Raw genomic sequence first — 18,611 nt, 5'->3', positions numbered from 1 at the left:
GGTAGTGATAGAGCAAAAGTCTTGCCAAAAATGTTTTATCTTTACATTTTTCTATAAAAAATCATTTAAATTCAGTGTGTTAGTTTGATGTTTTTTGTATGTATGAATATGGCTGCTCTTTATGTTGCTGTGCACCATAAATTGGCTTGGTCAAAAAAACAGCAATAAAACTGCGCAAAAAAGTTACGTAGTCGGTGTGCCAAAAAGGAGCAAAAGCGGTTTTTTGAGGGGGATGATTTAATCGGTTTGCCCCAATTTGGATACAATTGAGGGGGAATTAGTAAGCGTGATTTAAGTGTTAACAAAAGGCTTCATAGTTACACGACTAGATCAACCTGCTGTAAGGTACCTGTCTCGCCTTCCTCTGTTAGAAAGAGACCTGTTGCACGAATTTTTCCGGCCATTTCGTCACTATGTTGACCTGCACTGAGCTCCCAGTCTGTCCGGGAATATCCAAGATATAAAGCGCCAATATCTTTGTCGGCTAAAGTGAACATGCTGCTACTGCCATCATCATGCTGGACCCAGATGCGTAATTGATCCCAGATTGCATCGCCTTCATCGATAAAACCGTTGTTATCATCATCGTAGGCTGCGAGCTCTTTAAAGCCATTACCTGACTGTGCGCCAAACAGCTCGTTACCATTATCAATTGAACCATTGTTGTTTTTGTCGAGGGCGATATAACCGCTCGAGTCATCAAGACGATGAACGGTATCCAGCTCACCATCGCTATCTATATCGAACTCAATTGTATCGGCGCTAAGTTCGGCGGCTTGGCCAGAAAAGTTGATCACGAGAGGATCTTTAAGCGCTGCCCCCAAGCGAATTTGAAAACTTTGATTCTCGCTGAGTGAGCGGCTCATATTGAGTTGTAGGTTGAGATCGATAACCCGACCGTCTGTAGTACGCACTTGCCCTTGGGCTTGAAACTGGACTTGCTCGGTCGAGGTCGTGGTTTCGCTGTAGCTGTATTCAAAGCCGTGTTCTAGGGCTTCGCCAGAAGTAATACTCAGTTGGCTGGCGGATGTCGTCGCTTGCTCAGTAGTAGAATTGTTACCGCTATTTCCTACTGCTTGCGCATCTAACAAGCCGACGTTGAAGCTTTTGCCAGTCATGCTCTCAAACAGCTTTTTTAGAAGCTCAATTTTGACTTTATCTTCTGGGTTTAACTCAAATAGACTTGAGCTACTCCCCGTCGTCTTTGTGATTAGCTGATCAAGGCTGTATTTACCGACATTTTCCCGTTCCATCTGTTTGCGGAAATCGGCATAGGTTGAGTCATCAGCTTGAGTGCTTTGATTTACTTCTTTTACCACTCGCTTCCTGTGGCTACCTTCGACCAAATTTTCTTTATTGAAAGCATCGCCAGCGCGAACATAACCCTCGGTTAGATGTTCTCTAATTTCAGTATAGGTCGATTGGTGTGCTGCACTCTCCAGTGCAATATCAGAAGCTGCAATACGCATTGCTTCACCCTCTAGTACTAATTATTCCATTCGAGAGTTATCGGCCGCAGTCGAGGGAATCAAAGGGTGAAACTAAGAATATGAAAAAGTTTCAGTTTCCTTTCGTTAGAACAGCAGTGTCTTAGAACGTTTGCCAGGGATCTCGCGAGCAAGTTTTGGTACCAAGTAACCCGGTAATGTTGCCTGCAGCTGTTGATGCAACGCGATAGCTTGATCGTCAGGAATATCAAAGTGAGCTGCGCCTTTTACCGGATCTAGGGTGAATAGGTAGTAGGGCAAAATACCGAAGTGGAAGAGCTTTTCACTAAGCTCAGTTAGCGCGGTTGAACTATCATTGACGCCTTTGAGTAATACCGCTTGATTTAAGACGGTAACGCCTGCTGTTCTCAGATCTGCGCTAGCTTGCTCCACCTGTTGATCCAGTTCATTAGCATGGTTGGCATGAAGAACCATCGCGATATCGAAACGGCTCTTGGCAAAGAGCGTGGTTAACTCGGAGGTTACTCGCTGCGGGATCACTATCGGTAAACGGGTGTGAATTCTTAACCGATTTAGATGAGGGATCTCTTCTAAATCAGCAATCATTCTGCACAAGCGTTTATCCGAGGTAGCTAGAGGATCGCCTCCTGAAAAGATCACTTCGGTGATGCTGTCGTCTGCTTTTAAGTATTCAAGCACTTGTTGCCATTGCTCAGAACCTAAGCGGTTGTCTTGATAGGGGAAATGGCGGCGGAAGCAGTAACGACAATTTACTGCGCAAGCTCCACTGAGAATAAGCAGTACACGACCGTGATATTTGTGGATAAGTCCATCACTGTGGTTTGCAGCCATCTCGGCAAGAGGGTCGGTGACATAGCCTGGAATATCCGCGCTTTCTGCATCTAGCGGTAGAATTTGGCGTAACAAAGGATCGTTTGGATTACCTTTTTCTATCCGCTGTAGAAATGGCTTTGGCACTTTTAGTGAGAAGAGATTGCTCCCTTGTTGCGCGCCATGAAGTAGTGATGCGGGGAGATCTAATAGCTTAAGCAGCTCGGCTGGGTCATCAATCGTGTGACTCAGGAGCTGCTGCCAGTCGGCTTCTTCCGTGACGGGAATGGGATTAGAAATAGAATTCATGATGTTTTTGTACGGAATTACGACTGAAAGTTGCTCGCATTTTCCTTTCAAGTAGAATGTCTGTCAATTTTACGATCAACAGGGTTTGTTGGTTGAGAAAAACTTACAAGAGATACAGAGAACATTATGGGCAACATTTCTACTAACCAGTTTAAAAATGGTCAGAAAGTAATGATCGACGGCGATCCATGCGCAATGGTTGACGTTGAATTTGTAAAACCAGGTAAAGGTCAGGCGTTCACACGTGTTAAGTTGCGTAACCTAATGTCCGGTCGTATCTGGGAACGTACCTTTAAATCAGGTGAGAGCGTTGAGCAGGCTGATGTAATGGATACGACTATGGAATACTCATACTACGATGGTGAGCTATGGTACTTCATGGATCCAAATACGTTTGAGCAGGTAGGTGCGGACGAAAACGCAGTTGCTGAAGCTAAGCCATGGTTGAAAGAGCAGGACTCTGTAACGGTTACGTTGTTCAACGGTAACCCAATCTCTGTGACTCCAGCTAACTTTGTTGAGTTAGAAGTAACTGAGACAGATCCAGGTCTTAAAGGCGATACTGCTCAGGGTGGTTCTAAACCAGCAACATTGAGCACTGGCGCTGTTGTACGCGTACCTTTGTTTATCAACGAAGGTGAAGTACTCAAAATTGATACACGTACGGGCGAATACGTTTCTCGCGCGTAATGTTGTTAAGGGGCAGATCACTCTGTCCCTTTTCCTCTCCTAGCTTTATTTCTCCTACCTTGTCATCTTCTTGACGAACACCACCACAAACAGCGCCATTGTAAAACTGCCTAAAAAGGCTTCAACAGCTGCAACAAACCTTGCAAGCCCTATAGGTGCTATGTCTCCGTAACCTAGAGTCGTGAAGGTCACAACGCTAAAGTAGATTGCATTGAGAAACTCCAAGAAGATTGCAGTAGCTCCGGTGCTGTCCGAATAAATGGGATTGGATGCGGTTGTTCCGAGAAAGAAATACACCAGTGCACACAGCAATATCAGACAGACTGAAAACATTACGACCCTGATAGGGGATTCGCCGTAACCACAAAAAAGATCGACCCCTTTTGAGATAATTCGTCGAGAGCTGTACATGGGCATTTGGTAGCGCCTGAAGATCATCTCCTTCTTAAAGAAATGACCAGCTATATCAAAAAGTCCTTCTTTCTCACATTGTTTGCGGATTATCCTTGCGACCTCTTCGGCCTCCTGGCATAAAGATATGGCTTCTTGAGGTTTTTTTTGCTGGAAGGCTTCAAGTGCTCTTCGTTCTTGTTGGAGTTCATCTCCCCAATCGATATTTTCAAGTCGGGAGTGGCTTAGATCTGCACCGAGTAAGTTACAGTTTTCTAAATGGGCACAATGAAGGTTGGCACCTGCCAAGGTGCTTTTCATTAAGGAGGAGCCTCTAAGGTCGAGCCCAAAACAATGCGCATTGCGCAGATTCGCACGGTAAAAGTCAGCTTCCCGACATTGATAACCCTGCTTGCTACCACGGTTTACTAAATTGATATCTTCCAACTGCGCGCGTGCTAACTGAAATCCATCGAGAGGCTTGCCTGCTTGAGCCCATTTTTCCACAGCGTTCTTTACGCCTTTATCCTGGCTTTTATCCACAGAAGGGTCGTGCCAGTAGCATAGGCCTGAGTCATTGGCGGGTTCACTGCATTGCCAACCATCTGGATTGCAATAAGAACAGTTTTTAGGTGTTGTCATGGCTGCATACCTCTACAGCGACCGTTATTCGGTGATATGCATAGTGCACTTAAGTGTAGAAGGGGATAAGTGAAGTGACCAAACAGATGGACAGTTACGTATGTGGGTTCATCGATTTAATTTTTATTGGAGGGGGGCAAGCTGATAAAGTTACGCCTAGTGGTTTTAGATGGAATAAGTAACTTCAGTATGAATGATTGGCAGCCTTCAGCTTCAATAGACAACTTGCGTAAACGCGGCGAGTTATTCGGATATATTCGTGATTTTTTCAAGCAGAGAGGTGTATTAGAAGTAGATACGCCAGTGATGTCTAACTGTGCGGTGAGTGATCCTTTTATCGATAGCATTGAGGTAGAGTACCGCGAAACGTTAGGCGCAGAAGGGCGACAGTTATATCTGCAAACATCACCTGAATATGCCATGAAGCGTTTGTTGTCCGCTGGTAGCGGGCCTATCTATCAGATGAGTAAGGTGTTTCGAAATGGCGAATATGGTCGTCGTCACAATCCTGAATTTACTATGTTGGAGTGGTATCGTCCGGGCTTTGATGATGCTGACCTGATAGATGAAATTGAAGCCTTGATTAAGCCTGTCTTACAGTTAGATCAGGTAGAACGTATCACCTACTCGGATCTGTTTTTCCGCTATTTAGGCTTCAGGCCGGAAGAAGTCGTTTTAGAAGACCTAATTAAAGAAACGCGGAAGCACATAGATATCGAGCTAGATGACTCTGATCCAGATACTTGGCTGAATTTGTTGATGTCTCATGTCATCGAACCACAGCTTGAACAGGTCGATGCCATTTTTGTGATGGACTATCCACAAAGCCAAGCTGCATTGGCGCGAGTGCGAAGGAATGCAGCGGGAATAACTGTCGCAGCAAGGTTTGAGCTGTTTGTCAGAGGCGTTGAGTTAGCGAATGGTTATTACGAACTGACAGATAGTGTCGAACAAAAGCGTCGTTTAGAAGCTGATCAAAAGCAACGAGCTGCATTGGATCTGCCACAGCGTCCTCTTGATTCTCGTCTTGTGGATGCGCTGGAGGTAGGGATGCCTGATTGTGCTGGCGTAGCCTTAGGTGTTGATCGGTTGTTGATGTTAGCGCTTAGAGAATCTTCCTTAGCCAATGTTATCCCTTTTGATCTGCCGCGTGCTTAAGTGGGGTATGTTAATCGATGAATGAGTTTAAGTTGGTTTACGGTGGTTATCAGAGCCAGCTTGGGCACTATTGCGATATTTTGGTTGATGATCAGCCACTACTTGATGGGGTGAGTGATTATGAAGCGGCTTTTGCAGGCAGTATTAGTGGCGCCTACATCTGTGGTTTTAATCAAGAGATGTTGCAGCGAGCTTGTACTGATAGTGAGATCGTATTGACTCCATTTGTGTGTAACTGCGGTGATATAGATTGTTGGCAGTTAAACCTAACGCAATCTTGTTATTCAGATATCGTTGTTTGGCACAATTGGAATAATCCAGCTCGGTCTAAACAGGATGGTTGGGATTATCGAGATTTTGCTCCGCTGAATTTCTCAGCGGAGCAGTATTTTGATGAATTGAAACGCGCTCTTAAACTGATTGAGTCTAAGTCGGATCTTTAGGTTTTAGGCTGGTAATTCATTGACCAGTGCACGTTTAATTCGGCGAACGGCTTCTTCGAGCGTGCTTCGTGTGCAGCCGAAATTCAAACGCATATAGTTATTGTCGCCAAAGTCTCTTCCCGGAGACATGCCTATACCTGCTTGCTCAAAAAAATGTGCAGGGTTGGTCAATTTCGCTCCTGATACATCAATCCAAGCAAGGTAAGTGGCTTCAATTGGGGCGAGTTTTAGGCCGGGGATCTGATTGATCTCATTTTGTAGGTAATCGCGATTAGCTCTGAGGTAATCAAGCTGTTGTTGATTCCACGCTTCACCTTCCTGATAAGCGGCAATAGCTGCGGTGTATCCAAGTAGATTCACATCAGGCACAACACCTTTCTTAGTGTTAATAAATTTCTTACGTAGCTCTGGATTACCAATAATGGCAAAAGAGCAGCCCAAACCGGCGATATTAAAAGTTTTACTTGGCGCCATGAGCGTTATTGTTCTTGCCGCGATCTCGGGGCTGAGTGAAGCAATAGGTGTATGTTGTAGCCCTTGTTCGAGAATTAAATCGCAGTGTATTTCGTCTGAGCAGATATAGAGATCGTGTTTAATAATGATCTCTGCAAGGCGTTCGAGTTCTTCTTTGCGATAGACCGTACCACCGGGGTTATGAGGGTTACAAAACAGTAGCAGTCGTGTTTTATCGGTGAGGGCATTCTCTAACGCATCAAAATTGATGATCTTGCGGCCATCAATGTCTTGCATAGGTAGTGTGCAAACTTCGCGATCGGAGAGACGAGGAGCTGACATAAAGGGTGGGTAGATAGGTTTAGGGGTTAAAACCGTATCTCCACTTTCTCCGAGGCTGCGACAAGCGAGGTTGAGGCCGCAAACTAAACCCGGTAGCCAAACAATATCATTGCTGTTGACCTCCCAGTTGTAAAAGCTCTGCATCCTTTTAATAACCAGCTCATTAAGCTCAACAGGAACATTTGTGTACCCAAAAACACCGTGGTCTATACGTTCATGTAGCGCTTTAATCACGGCGGGCGGAGACATAAAATCAGTGTCGGCAACCCACATAGGTAGGATGTCGCTATCACTGTATTTTTCCCACTTCTGACTCGCTGTACCTTTACGGTTGATTTGATAATCAAACTCTGTGGACATGATCTCTCTACTTGTTCGTTATTTGCCGAAAACACGGGTTGCAAAACAGCCGCCCGGCGTTATAGTGGTGGGCATTGGATTACCACACAAATCCCTGTAGCTATGAGCTATCAAGAGAGTAAAGCAACGCGAAGTTTTAAGACTGGTTTTTATTGTCGATAGCGTTGAAAACTATCCCTGCTTTTTGAACAGTATAGTGCTCTCCTGTCCTTTTTTTGAATACAGATTTTGTAAAGAATTTAGAGAGCAGCGATAATTGTAAGTATTGATCGCTGGTGAGTCGGTTTGGAGCAAACCTTATGAGCAATGACAATCGTGTAATTATTTTTGATACAACTTTGCGTGATGGCGAGCAAAGCCCTGGTGCATCAATGACGCGTGATGAAAAGCTGCGTGTAGCTAAGCAGCTTGAGAAGATGCGTGTTGATGTAATTGAGGCTGGTTTTGCTATTGCGAGTCCGGGTGATTTTGAGTCGGTAAAAGCGATTGCAGAAGCTGTGACGGAAAGTCGCGTTTGTTCTCTATCCCGTGCGCTTGATGCTGATATCGACCGTGCTGGTGAAGCACTTCAGAATGCAGCAATGGGTCGTATCCATACCTTCATTGCAACGTCACCTATCCACATGAAATACAAACTGCAGATGCAGCCTGACCAAGTGGTTGAGCAAGCAGTCAAAGCAGTAACGCGTGCGCGTAACCTAATTGATGACGTTGAATTCTCGTTAGAAGATGCAAGCCGCTCTGAATTGGACTTTATGTGCCGTATCATAGAGAAAGTAATCGATGCTGGTGCACGTACAATTAACATCCCAGATACTGTTGGTTATGCGGTACCGGGTGAGTTTGCTCACACAATCGGTCAGCTAATCCAGCGTATTCCAAATGCTGATAAAGCGATTTTCTCTGTACATTGTCATAACGACTTAGGCTTAGCTGTAGCTAACTCTTTGGCAGCTGTTGGTGCCGGTGCACGTCAGGTTGAATGTACGGTAAACGGTCTAGGCGAGCGTGCAGGTAACGCTTCTCTAGAAGAGATCGTGATGGCGATCCGCACTCGTAAAGATACGCTAGGCGTAGAAACGAATGTCGATACAACTCAGATCGTTCCGGCATCGCGTTTAGTCTCTAGTGTGACCGGTTTCCCTGTTCAGCCTAACAAGGCAATCGTGGGTGCAAATGCCTTCGCGCATGAGTCTGGTATCCACCAAGATGGTGTTCTTAAACACCGCGAAACATACGAGATTATGACTGCTCAGGATGTGGGCTGGAACACAAACCGTATGGTACTGGGTAAGTTGTCTGGTCGTGCTGCGTTCCGTACACGTTTAGAAGAGCTAGGTACAACATTTGCGACAGACTCTGAACTAAACAATGCTTTCTCTCGCTTTAAAGAACTTGCTGATAAGAAGAGCGAGATTTTTGACGAAGATCTAGTGGCTCTAGTAAGTGATACTCGCGCTACAGCAAGCAGTGAGCAGTTCAAGCTAACAAGCCTATCTGTGACTTCTCAAACAGGTGAGACGCCTGTGGCTAAGATTGTGATGCAAGTGGGTGACGAAGAGAAAACAGCGGAAGCGACGGGCGGTGGTCCAGTTGATGCGGCATTTAAAGCGATTGAGATGATTGCAGATTCTGGTGCGAGCTTGCAGATCTACTCAGTAAACGCTGTGACAGAAGGTACAGATTCTCAAGGTGAAGTGACGGTGCGTCTGGAAAATGCAGGCCGTATCGTGAATGGCCTAGGTGCGGATACTGATATCATCATCGCATCAGCAAAAGCCTATATCCATGCTTTGAATATGCTGGATGCAAACGTTCAAAAAGCTCACCCTCAGGTGTAACTGAGGGTTAAGCGTTAAGGCAAGGTAGTGGCTATGGAGCAAGAACAGCTTAGGCATCAATACCTGGACGCAATGGGTATATCCAGCTGGCTACCTTGTGCTTCTCTAGCGGGAGCGAAACCATCACCTGATTGGGTTGATGACTTTCAGTATCCCGCTCCAGAAATTCCTTTCGATTCTCCAAATCGCCCTCAGCAGCAAAATGTAGCTAGTACAGCACCTGTTTCTAGAAAGTCATCTCCTGAAACTATGCAGCAGGGGATGTCAGAAGCTCGCGCTGCGTTAGGTTTAGTGTCAGAAGAGGTTAATAAGCCTGTTGCAGCTCCTACCAATGACGCTGCTGATGTAGTTGCTGAGTCTGATGAGGTTCAAACGCAGGAGCAGGACGAAGCTCCAGTCTTTAAGCTTGTCTTCCAGCGGATCGGTAGCGTGTTGATTGTGGACAGTTTACCGCCTCAGGGAGGTAATTTTGCTAACAATTATCAACAGTTGGCTGCAGCCATCGTGGCTGCTTTAGGTCGATCAGGTCCAGCTGTAGCTGCTTTTATGCTTCCTTGGCCGATGTTTGCTAGCAAAACCTTAGATCAGGGTTATAAGCAGGCGCTTAGTGCAGTTCAGCATAAGCTGTCAAAAGAACTGCAAACTGAAGAGGTACAAACGGTACTTCTCTTTGGTGAAGCTGCAGCTCAAATGGTGATGGATCGTAAAGAGAGCTTGGAAGAGCTTAAAGGTATCAGCTTCACGATTAAATCTGGCGTTAAAGCGGTTGCGACCTACAGTTTGACTGAAGCGATGCAGCTTCCGGGAATTAAACGTCAAATCTGGTTAGACCTGAAATCTAGCGTTGCTTAAGCTTCTCTTATGAACATTGATGTCCTTCAGGCCAAGGATCTTCCAGCAGTAGAACGTATTGCTCAATCCTGTTTTGCTCATGGTGCCTGGTCGGCTAAACAATACCTACAGCAAATAGAATCAGAGCGATCTGTCGTTCTTGGTTTGTATGCGCCGGACTTAATTGGCTATGTCATGTTTTCGCAAGTTCTAGATGAAGCGGAACTGCTCCAGATAGCTATAGATCCGGCCCACCAAGGGTGTGGTTATGCACAGCTACTGGTAAGTCAGGGAGCTCAACAGCTACAAAATGCTGGCGTTATTCGAGTGATGCTTGAGGTGAGGGAATCTAACTTAGCTGCAATAGCGTTGTATGATAAAAGTGGCTTTGTAACTGAAGGGGTGCGCAAAAATTACTACCCTTCAGTTCAAGGGGGACAACGCGAAGACGCTGTGCTAATGGGTATGTCTATAGAGCCAGTACTCTGTAATTAATCAGAGAAGGTGTAGCTGCGGTTTCGACCACTGTCCTTGGCTTTATAAAGCGCTTGATCGGCTTGCTTTAGCAGTGCAGAGGGTGTTTCTGCATTGTTAGCAGTTGAGCTAATGCCCATGCTGACAGTCACATGCTCTGCAGCTTGAGACTTAACATGAGGAATGGCTTTGGTGGCTAAGGAGGCGACAATGTTGCTTGCGATCTTTTCTGCTCCCTCTATATCAGTATCCGGTAGGATAATGACAAACTCTTCACCACCATAGCGTGCCAGAAGGTCATGAGAACGATTAAGCTGACCTTTCAATAGTTTAGCGACGGCTTTAAGACATTCATCCCCTTGCTGGTGGCCATAGTGATCGTTATAGGTTTTAAAGAAATCTATATCGAGCATGATGGCTGCTAACTCGAGTTGCTCTCGTTTGTTGCGTTTCCATTCTTTTAACAGGTTAGTTTCCAGATCTCGACGGTTAGAAATCTTTGTAAGTGGATCTTGAGAGCTAAGTTTTTCTAAACGAGAGTTGGCAGCATCGAGTGCTTTCTTCATATTAGCGATACGTTCCATCGCTAATATTTTTGCTTTAAGCACAATCGGACTGACCGGTTTGGTTAGGTAATCGTCACCGCCAGCATCAATGCCTTCCTCATAGTGTTTTTCATCACTTTGGCCACTGAGGAAAATTATAGGGAACCAATCGTTGGGGAAGCGGTTGCGGATTTCGCGGGTGAGGTCGAAACCATTGAGGCCTGGCATTTCGACATCAGTTAAAACTAGATCAATACCACCCTTATCTAAAGCAGCTAAGGCTTCGTCTCCTTGAGAGGCGGTAATAGGTGTATGATTGGCGTCCTGAATAACGGCGCTGATTATTTCACGAATAAAACGATCATCATCTACTACAAGGATGTTCATTTATTCTCCGCATTGGTTAAGGGAAAAGTGATACACGTCAAAAGAAATTCCGTATCTCTTTATCATATAAGTAGATAATTAATCTTCAACGTAAAATGTGTCCTAATCATTAAAAAGTAGAAAAATATGAGCTTTTCCGAAGGATTATTACATTCATATTGGTTGATTGGTGGTGCCCTTATTTACTGTATGGTTTTGTTTTATGCCATCAGAAATGCACCTTGGTCTACATTGGGCGGCAACCGAACACTACAGCATATGTTGTTTGGTGCTACTGCTTTGTTGATGGTTTTATGGTTCATGAGAGCGGGTATCTCACCTGGTTTAGGTATTCATTTTCTGGGCCTGACCATTATGACCTTAGTGTTTGGTTGGGATCTGGCGATACTATCTGCGACTGTTGCTCTAATTGGGATGGCTGTAGTGGGGAAGGAAAGCTGGGATGGCTTACTGTTAAGTGGCGTCTGTTCTGTACTGCTGCCTGTAGCGTCTACATGGCTTCTTCATCGTTTTGTTGAGGCCAAAATGATGAAGAATTTTTTTGTTTTCTTATTCGTCTGTGGTTTTTTGGGTGCGGGCCTCTCCGCCGCTGTTGCAGGCTTATCTGCAAGTGCGATTCTAGTGTTAGATGGTGTATACACCGTCGAGAAAATTATTCACGAATATGTACGTTATCTACCGCTTATTATGTTCCCAGAAGGCTTGATGAACGGGATATTTCTCACCGGGATGTTGGTGTTTCATCCTGATTGGGTGCGCACCTTCGATGCCAAGGTTTATATAGACGATCAGTGAAGCGCTTTATCGTTTTACAGGGCGTTTAGAAAGTTTTCGCTGCAAGGTTCTTCGGTGCATGCCAAGTGCCCGAGCTGTAGCTGAAACGTTACCATCATGTTCATTGAGCACTTTTTGAATATGCTCCCACTCTAAGCGGTTCACCGACATGGGTTGTTCAGTCACTTCAATTTCAGCATCTGCCTCAATCTTATTTAAAGCGGTCAGGATTTGATCGGCATCTGCAGGCTTCGGAAGGTATTGGGTTGCGCCCAGTTTTATAGCTTCTACTGCTGTGGCGATACTTGCATAGCCGGTCAGCATTAGAATTTTCATTGTAGGGTTTTGTTGTCGAAGTTTTGGGATCAGTATTAGCCCAGAGTCGCCGTCCATTTTAAGGTCTACAGTCGCTAGGTCCGGAATCCACGTTTGAATCAGCTTTTCGGCTTCTTCTGCGCTACGTGCAACTTGAACTTCAAACTCCCGACGTGTCATGGCGCGTGAGAGTACGCGCGTAAAGGCCGGATCGTCATCAACTATCAGAAAGCGTTCAGTCATCTGCATGCCTTATCGGAAGAGTCACTTCGGTTAACGTACCGCCCTCAGGGCGGTTGTAGAGTCTTACATCGCCATCATAGCGTGCCAATGTTGTACTGGTAAGGAAAAGCCCTATTCCTAAACCTTTACCCTTTGTAGTGATAAAAGGTTTACCTAAATTGCTGCTCTGTTCAAGGCTAATTCCCGGACCGTTATCGTAGATACGGAAATATACTGTCTGCTGATCCCAATCTAGCTCGATATTGATATCTTCGGGCTCTGCATCTGCGGCGTTATTTAGCAGGTTTAACAGGGATTGTTTTAATGATGTTGTGCAGTTAAGAGAAGGCGGTTCTCCGTCACCTTGTACAGTGAAGGTACGCGTTACCTCTGGCCGAAGAATCATAAACTGCTCAATAACATCTTCTACCAGTGCCATGGTGGACATCTGCTGTGCAGTCGCTTGCTCTTCTTTCACACTTTGGCTCATCTGTTTCAGGCGCTGCGCACAAAGTTCAGTCTGCTGGCGTAAGAGTTGTAGGTCTTCTACTAGCTCAGGGTTTTCAGTGTGCTCATGCTCAAGTTCATTGAGTAGGACTTGCATGGTGCTCAATGGCGTTCCCAATTCATGAGCTGTGCCGGCAGCCATATTTGCGAGCGATAGAAGCTGTTGATCTTGAATGCGTTTCTCGCGTTCTTGATCCAATGTCTCTTGCTGTATCTGCATGGATTGACGCATGCGAACAATAAAATAGGTTACAACAATTACCGTTAGGAGGAAGTTGATCCACATACCTAAAATATGGATATCGAACAGTTCCATAATTCGGTGCTGATGACTGTTATCCAGCTGAACTAGAGGTTCATAATAAAACAGTAGAGAGCTATAGATAGCGATGATCATGAAAGCTATCAGCCAGACATAGGCTCTCGACATTGTGGCTGAAGAGATAATCAACGGGACGAGCAGTAAGAATATAAAGGGATTGGTTGCTCCCCCCATATGAAATAAAAGCGCGCCATACAACGCCATATCCGCGATTAATTGGGTAAAAAACTCAGGCTCTGTGACCGGCCAAGGTGAAAAAAGTCGGGCGTAGGTCATCACATTTAGCAGCGCTAAGGCTGCGAGTGTTGTGCCTACTAACCAGACATTAAGGTCGGCCTGCAAACCGTAAATCGCAAAGATAACCGCAATACATTGCCCGAAAAGGGTAACGGTTCTGATGTAAGAAAGTTGAATTAAATTATCGCGATGATTAGCCATCAAAAGATTATACCGTAGAGTGGTGAAAAACTGGCGAGGCAAAATGTCGCAGTGGAGGTAATTTGTCACAGTCGGAGTATAATGCCTGCTTTCTGTCACCATAAATGATGTTTATCCATGAGTATCCTGCAAGAAGAAGTTAATCAACGCCGCACGTTTGCGATTATTTCCCACCCCGATGCGGGTAAAACGACCATTACTGAAAAACTGTTGTTGTTCGGACAGTTGATCCAGCAAGCGGGTAGCGTAAAAGGGAAAAAAGGCGATCGTATGGCGACATCTGACTGGATGTCGATGGAGCAGGAGCGTGGTATCTCGATCACTTCTTCTGTAATGCAGTTTCCGTATAACGGTCGCATGGTTAACCTACTGGATACTCCGGGTCACGAAGATTTCTCTGAGGATACCTACCGCACATTAACGGCAGTGGATTCTGCGTTGATGGTTGTGGATGGGGCGAAAGGTGTCGAAGACCGAACCATTAAGCTGATGGAAGTTTGTCGTCTGCGTGACACGCCTATTTTCTCGTTTGTGAATAAAATGGACCGCGAAATTCGTGATCCGATTGAACTCCTCGACGAGATCGAAGAGGTTCTGAAAATTGCAGCGGCACCGATCACTTGGCCAATCGAAATGGGGCCGCGTTTTAAAGGTGTATATAACCTTTATACCGATACGATTCATGTCTTCCAGCCGGGCCAAGGTCATACTATTCCTGAAGATATTCAGGTTAAAGGTCTTGAGAGTGATGAAGCTAAAGAGCTTTTAGGTGATATCTACGAAGACTTCCTGGATGAAGTGGAACTGGTTCGTGGTGCTACTCATGAATTTGATAAAGAAGAGTTCATGGCGGGTAAGCTAACCCCTGTCTTCTTTGGTACGGCTTTGGCGAACTTTGGTGTCCGCGAGATGCTAAATGATTTCGTTGAGTGGGCGCCTGCGCCAATTCCGCGTGCGACACTAACCCGTGAAGTTGAACCGGCTGAAGAAAAATTCAGTGGCTTTATCTTTAAGATTCAGGCCAATATGGATCCAAAACACCGTGACCGTATTGCTTTTATGCGAATCTGTTCCGGTAAGTACAGCAAAGGCATGAAGATGCGCCATGCACGTATCAAAAAGGATGTGAAAATTGCAGATGCGGTAACTTTTATCGCTGGTGATCGTGAGAACGTAGAGGAAGCATGGTCCGGTGATATTATCGGTTTGCATAACCACGGTACGATCCAGATTGGTGATACGTTTACTGCAGGTGAAGATCTTAAATTTACCGGTATTCCTCACTTCGCGCCGGAAATGTTCCGTCGTGTACGCCCATTGGACCCACTTAAAATGAAGCAGCTACAGAAAGGTCTGCAGCAGCTATCGGAAGAGGGTGCAGTGCAGTTATTCCAGCCGTTGAAAAATAATGACCTAATTTTGGGTGCGGTAGGTCAGCTGCAGTTTGATGTTGTTGTATTCCGATTGAAAGATGAATACAAGGTTGAGTGTAAGTACGAGCCGATCAGTGTGCAGACAGCGCGCTGGGCTGAGTGTGATGATGATAAAATGCTGGCTGAGTTCCAGAAGAAGAATCATGATAACTTGGCAATCGATGGTAGTGGTCTTTTGACTTACTTAGCACCAACACGCGTGAACTTGAGTTTGGCTGAAGAGCGTTGGCCTGATGTAGCTTTCCGTGCTACACGCGAGCACTAAACCACTTACCACTAAATAAATGGCTGCAAGCATCTAGGCTTGCAGCCATGTATTTCCCGCCCTAATCTAATGCTATGCAATTTATCGATAGCCACTGTCATTTAGACTTCTCAGAATTTGATCTTTCTCGGAAAGAAATACTTCTTCAGGCAAGAAGCGCCGGTGTAAGCGATATTGTCGTGCCTGGTGTTATCGCTGATAGGTGGCAAGACTTATTGAGTCTGATTAAGTCGGATCATAACCTCTACGCTGCGCTTGGTTTACATCCCTGCTTTATGGCAAAGCACACGCAGGCAGATCTTGAACTTTTAGAAACCTTGTTGGCGACTGAACAGGTCTGTGCTGTAGGTGAGATAGGTCTGGACCTTTTTATTCCTGAGGCCAATCTAGATCAACAATTACTCTATTTGAATGAACAATTGGCTTTGGCAAAGAAGTTTAACCTGCCGGTATTGCTGCATGTTCGTAAAGCGCATGACCAGATGTTAAAACAGTTGCGGCTAATTCAGCTAGAGCGAGGTGGTATTGTGCATGCTTTCTCTGGAAGTGAGCAACAAGCAAGACAATATCTGGATTTAGGTTTCAAATTGGGTATTGGTGGAACGGTTACTTATGAGCGGGCGAAGAAGATAAGGCGGTTAGTGTGCGAATTGCCGCTAGAGTCGTTTGTGTTAGAGACGGATGCGCCAGATATGCCTTTGGCTGGATATCAGGGGGAGGTTAATCTTCCAGCTAATGTAGCAAAAGTGGCAGGTGTGATAGCAGAACTTCGTCAAATAGCTCTGGAGGAGGTTGCAGCTATCACTACCCAGCAATCAAAGAACCTATTGCGATTAATATAAACCGCTTTCAATAGTGCCTAGAGCATCCCAAGCGATTTGTGTCTTGTCGTTAACAGGAATCTTAAAGTAGCGGCCTGTGGTTCCAGCAGGTGAACTGGTGTAACTGCCATCGGCAGGGTTTAGAAGCATACGGGTGAGTGATACTGGATAGTTTGGACCTTTGATTGGAGTACCGTAAGCTTTTTCAATAGGCGCAAGCTGCGAACGAGAAGAAACAATCTTTGTCATGTCACGACATTGAGTCGTATTACCTAAGCAGATAAAACGAAACTTCGTATCGATTAGGTAATAGTCCGTTTTAGTTGGTTCGGATTTGCCTAGAGAAAGGGAGTCCATGCTCATGCAGCCGCTCAAGCCCAAACCAGCAATTAAAAGTAATACTGCATTACGCATACTCATATCCTTATTTAGCAAAGGTCTTCAAAAGGGTTACTAACTTCTAAGCTCACAGGGTTGGCATAGCCTGGAAGTTTTATTTGTGAATCAGTGATTTTAAGATCTTCGCCTTGTAGAACGTTGTGGTCGTAGCGATAGATTGGTTTAGCTTCACCAAGAATGGCTGCTTGGTCATAAGCACTGGCGACAGCACGCGTCTGCTCAAGCTTGTTCTGATACTCTTTTAATTGTGCAGCGCTGTAACGCTTTTTAAGCATGTTGTGGACAACATGTGGCGCTAGCACAGGTGCAGATGCGTTGTTCCCGCCAAAGCCTTTAGAATTCAAAAGCACAGAATCCATGCCGTTTACACCCACTTCATGGTGCTGGTTGCTTAGATTCAGGTTACTTTGGTGAACATCATCAGCAAACGCAGGCGTCGTTACGATGCCTGGGACATAGCCGTATTTCCACGTACCTAGAGATGTGCTTAATTGGTCACCGCCAGCTGTACCTTGCGAGTGGCCTAGATAGCATTTAACTGCGGAAACTGTCCAGTTATCAATAGAGAAGGCTTTAGCTGTCTCATTGATAACATGAGATTCGGTTACGCGGTTTTGCGGAGTACTTGTTCCGTGAGCCTGAACAAAACTGCGCTGTTGCAGTGACTCTTCGCCGAGCATTGATCGGATCAAAGAAGCTGACTTAGCTAGAGTGATGTAGTTACCCACGCCTGGAGCTGAGATTGATTTCTTGTGACCGTCGGCGTTAACAAATACTTCTGGCACAGCGCCATAGATTTCGGCGCCTAGTTCAACCGCTAGGTCATCACTCATTAATAATACGAATTGGCTACTTTCACCAATGGTGAATCCACAGTTATTACCAAACGGACGACATGCTTTGCGGTAGTCATCGCTGGTGAGTTCAGCAAGATTGTCTAAAGCCAAAAGGTCCTTATCTTCAGCAAGAGCGCCCATCGCGCGGAAGCCTTCGATAACTTCGGGTGTAATTGGGGCATCGCTGCCGCCAACTAAAACTACTTTGCGACGACCGCTGCGGATATCATTAACGCCACTGCGCAAGTTATATAGGAAGGTTGCACAAGCACCTAAAGCGCCGCCTGTCGTTCCTACATTGCCTAGAATATAAGCATTCACAAAATCGGCCGGCATTTGCGCATAGCCAAGAGGCATCTGTTTTGATGTTGTGCGCTTACCAATCGCTGGGAATTTAGTTAAACCACCAAAACCAAAATCATCTAATTGGCCAATAGAGTTACTCGCATAAACGGCAATCTGGTCTGGTGCAACGTAAGCACTGATGCGTTCAAATGGTATGCCGCTTGAAGAGATCGCATCTGATGCCGCAAAAACAGTCATCTGCAGATTACGTGGGTGATTACGAGATTGGTAGAGTTTGCCTGGTTGGAAGCCGCTAGGCAGTTGACCTGCTGATTGAACAGGTGCTGTTTTACTATCCGGCAAAATTGCTTCTAATTTGCCTGTGACTTCGATTTCAAATTGCCCAGAAGATGTCTCCGTCACTTGCCAATTACTTGGAATGTTTTGCGGCATTTGACGTTTACGTAGCTGGAATTTTAGGGTTTCGTCACCTAAATTGATGCTTGCTGGCTTATTAAACATGACGTTGTTGACGTCAAAGCAGCTACCTTCGATCTGTCGGATCAGAGTGCTATTGAGTAGTTGTTCTTGTAGAGACGCAATAAGTGCCTCTGCAGTGCAAACTTCGCCCTCTTGGTTTAGATATTGGCCTTCAGATGTTGTTGCTAGGCCAGTCAAAATAGCGAGATCGGTTAATGTCTCAGTGCGAGATTTAGAATCCAGCTTATCGATGATTAAACGGCGATAAGCATGGTGAAATGAGGCACGTCCAGCAGGGTTTATACCACCAAAACCAACAATGACAGGAAGCTGGGACAATTGTATCTCCTCAAAGGGCAGTACTACAGAT

At 45.4% G+C, this 18,611-nt stretch carries 18 protein-coding genes; 9 read left to right on the top strand and 9 right to left on the bottom strand.

The features are described 5' to 3' along the window. Window positions 1-317 precede the first annotated feature (317 nt). Both ACMXYT_RS14480 and epmB read right to left on the bottom strand, forming a co-directional pair. The gene (locus ACMXYT_RS14480; RefSeq protein ID WP_415911610.1) at window positions 318-1,469 is read right to left on the bottom strand and encodes a hypothetical protein; all 1,152 of its coding nucleotides are present in this window, start codon (window positions 1,467-1,469) and stop codon (window positions 318-320) included. A 105-nt stretch (window positions 1,470-1,574) separates the two neighbouring features. Next, the gene (gene epmB / locus ACMXYT_RS14475; RefSeq protein ID WP_415899240.1) at window positions 1,575-2,588 is read right to left on the bottom strand and encodes an EF-P beta-lysylation protein EpmB; all 1,014 of its coding nucleotides are present in this window, start codon (window positions 2,586-2,588) and stop codon (window positions 1,575-1,577) included. Window positions 2,589-2,714: 126 nt separating this feature from the next. Between epmB and efp the strand changes: the two genes are divergently transcribed. Then, on the top strand, window positions 2,715-3,278 hold the full coding sequence (gene efp, locus ACMXYT_RS14470; RefSeq protein ID WP_415882477.1) for an elongation factor P: 564 nt from the start codon (window positions 2,715-2,717) through the stop codon (window positions 3,276-3,278). A gap of 54 nt (window positions 3,279-3,332) precedes the next feature. On the opposite strand, the gene ACMXYT_RS14465 is transcribed toward efp, so the two are convergent. Further along, the gene (locus tag ACMXYT_RS14465) at window positions 3,333-4,310 is read right to left on the bottom strand and encodes an ion channel (protein WP_415899239.1); all 978 of its coding nucleotides are present in this window, start codon (window positions 4,308-4,310) and stop codon (window positions 3,333-3,335) included. A gap of 189 nt (window positions 4,311-4,499) precedes the next feature. Here ACMXYT_RS14465 and epmA point away from each other — a divergent pair, with 189 nt between their 5' ends. Together epmA and ACMXYT_RS14455 are read left to right on the top strand one after the other, a co-directional pair. Continuing rightward, window positions 4,500-5,468: an elongation factor P--(R)-beta-lysine ligase gene (gene epmA / locus ACMXYT_RS14460; protein ID WP_415899238.1), complete on the top strand. Its 969-nt coding sequence runs from the start codon at window positions 4,500-4,502 to the stop codon at window positions 5,466-5,468. A 17-nt stretch (window positions 5,469-5,485) separates the two neighbouring features. Then, a complete protein-coding gene (locus ACMXYT_RS14455) occupies window positions 5,486-5,911 on the top strand; it encodes a hypothetical protein (protein ID WP_415899237.1) in 426 nt (141 codons plus the stop codon). A gap of 3 nt (window positions 5,912-5,914) precedes the next feature. On the opposite strand, the gene ACMXYT_RS14450 is transcribed toward ACMXYT_RS14455, so the two are convergent. Further along, window positions 5,915-7,069 (bottom strand): MalY/PatB family protein, encoded by a 1,155-nt coding sequence (locus ACMXYT_RS14450; RefSeq protein WP_415901133.1) that lies wholly within the window; start codon window positions 7,067-7,069, stop codon window positions 5,915-5,917. 296 nt (window positions 7,070-7,365) lie between these two features. On the opposite strand from ACMXYT_RS14450, the gene ACMXYT_RS14445 reads away from it, so the two are divergent. From ACMXYT_RS14445 to rimI, 3 genes are read left to right on the top strand one after another with little or no spacing between them, the layout of a single operon-like run. After that, on the top strand, window positions 7,366-8,907 hold the full coding sequence (locus tag ACMXYT_RS14445; RefSeq protein ID WP_415885858.1) for a 2-isopropylmalate synthase: 1,542 nt from the start codon (window positions 7,366-7,368) through the stop codon (window positions 8,905-8,907). A gap of 33 nt (window positions 8,908-8,940) precedes the next feature. Further along, window positions 8,941-9,759, top strand: coding sequence for a hypothetical protein (locus tag ACMXYT_RS14440; protein ID WP_415911609.1), 819 nt, complete (start codon window positions 8,941-8,943; stop codon window positions 9,757-9,759). 9 nt (window positions 9,760-9,768) lie between these two features. Beyond that, the gene (rimI, locus tag ACMXYT_RS14435) at window positions 9,769-10,233 is read left to right on the top strand and encodes a ribosomal protein S18-alanine N-acetyltransferase (RefSeq protein ID WP_415899235.1); all 465 of its coding nucleotides are present in this window, start codon (window positions 9,769-9,771) and stop codon (window positions 10,231-10,233) included. Here rimI and ACMXYT_RS14430 read toward each other — a convergent pair. Continuing rightward, window positions 10,230-11,144 carry a GGDEF domain-containing protein gene (locus ACMXYT_RS14430; RefSeq protein WP_415899233.1) on the bottom strand — a complete coding sequence of 305 codons (915 nt, stop codon included), beginning with the start codon at window positions 11,142-11,144 and terminating at the stop codon, window positions 10,230-10,232. The two genes, rimI and ACMXYT_RS14430, sit on opposite strands and share 4 nt — an antisense overlap. 126 nt (window positions 11,145-11,270) lie before the next feature. Between ACMXYT_RS14430 and ACMXYT_RS14425 the strand changes: the two genes are divergently transcribed. Continuing rightward, window positions 11,271-11,939: an energy-coupling factor ABC transporter permease gene (locus ACMXYT_RS14425; protein ID WP_415911608.1), complete on the top strand. Its 669-nt coding sequence runs from the start codon at window positions 11,271-11,273 to the stop codon at window positions 11,937-11,939. A 6-nt stretch (window positions 11,940-11,945) separates the two neighbouring features. On the opposite strand, the gene ACMXYT_RS14420 is transcribed toward ACMXYT_RS14425, so the two are convergent. After that, the gene (locus ACMXYT_RS14420) at window positions 11,946-12,482 is read right to left on the bottom strand and encodes a response regulator transcription factor (RefSeq protein WP_415899231.1); all 537 of its coding nucleotides are present in this window, start codon (window positions 12,480-12,482) and stop codon (window positions 11,946-11,948) included. Then, window positions 12,469-13,722, bottom strand: coding sequence for an ATP-binding protein (locus ACMXYT_RS14415; RefSeq protein ID WP_415899230.1), 1,254 nt, complete (start codon window positions 13,720-13,722; stop codon window positions 12,469-12,471). Before ACMXYT_RS14415 ends, ACMXYT_RS14420 begins: the two co-directional genes overlap by 14 nt. A 117-nt stretch (window positions 13,723-13,839) precedes the next feature. Here ACMXYT_RS14415 and ACMXYT_RS14410 point away from each other — a divergent pair, with 117 nt between their 5' ends. Next, the gene (locus tag ACMXYT_RS14410; RefSeq protein ID WP_415899229.1) at window positions 13,840-15,420 is read left to right on the top strand and encodes a peptide chain release factor 3; all 1,581 of its coding nucleotides are present in this window, start codon (window positions 13,840-13,842) and stop codon (window positions 15,418-15,420) included. Window positions 15,421-15,494: 74 nt separating this feature from the next. Further along, a complete protein-coding gene (locus ACMXYT_RS14405) occupies window positions 15,495-16,262 on the top strand; it encodes a TatD family hydrolase (RefSeq protein WP_415899228.1) in 768 nt (255 codons plus the stop codon). On the opposite strand, the gene ACMXYT_RS14400 is transcribed toward ACMXYT_RS14405, so the two are convergent. Beyond that, entirely contained in the window at window positions 16,254-16,655 is a 402-nt protein-coding gene (locus tag ACMXYT_RS14400) for a hypothetical protein (RefSeq protein ID WP_415899227.1), read from the bottom strand. The two genes, ACMXYT_RS14405 and ACMXYT_RS14400, sit on opposite strands and share 9 nt — an antisense overlap. Before the next feature lie 14 nt (window positions 16,656-16,669). After that, a complete protein-coding gene (locus ACMXYT_RS14395; protein WP_415899226.1) occupies window positions 16,670-18,580 on the bottom strand; it encodes a beta-ketoacyl synthase in 1,911 nt (636 codons plus the stop codon). Between the last annotated feature and the right edge of the window lie 31 nt (window positions 18,581-18,611).

Origin of the sequence: Neptuniibacter sp. QD37_11 (assembly GCF_047778105.1) — a bacterium.
In the GTDB taxonomy this organism is placed as follows: Bacteria; Pseudomonadota; Gammaproteobacteria; order Pseudomonadales; family Balneatricaceae; genus Neptuniibacter.
Note: the sequence above shows the minus strand (reverse complement) of the source record. Positions and strands in the feature narration are given on the sequence as shown.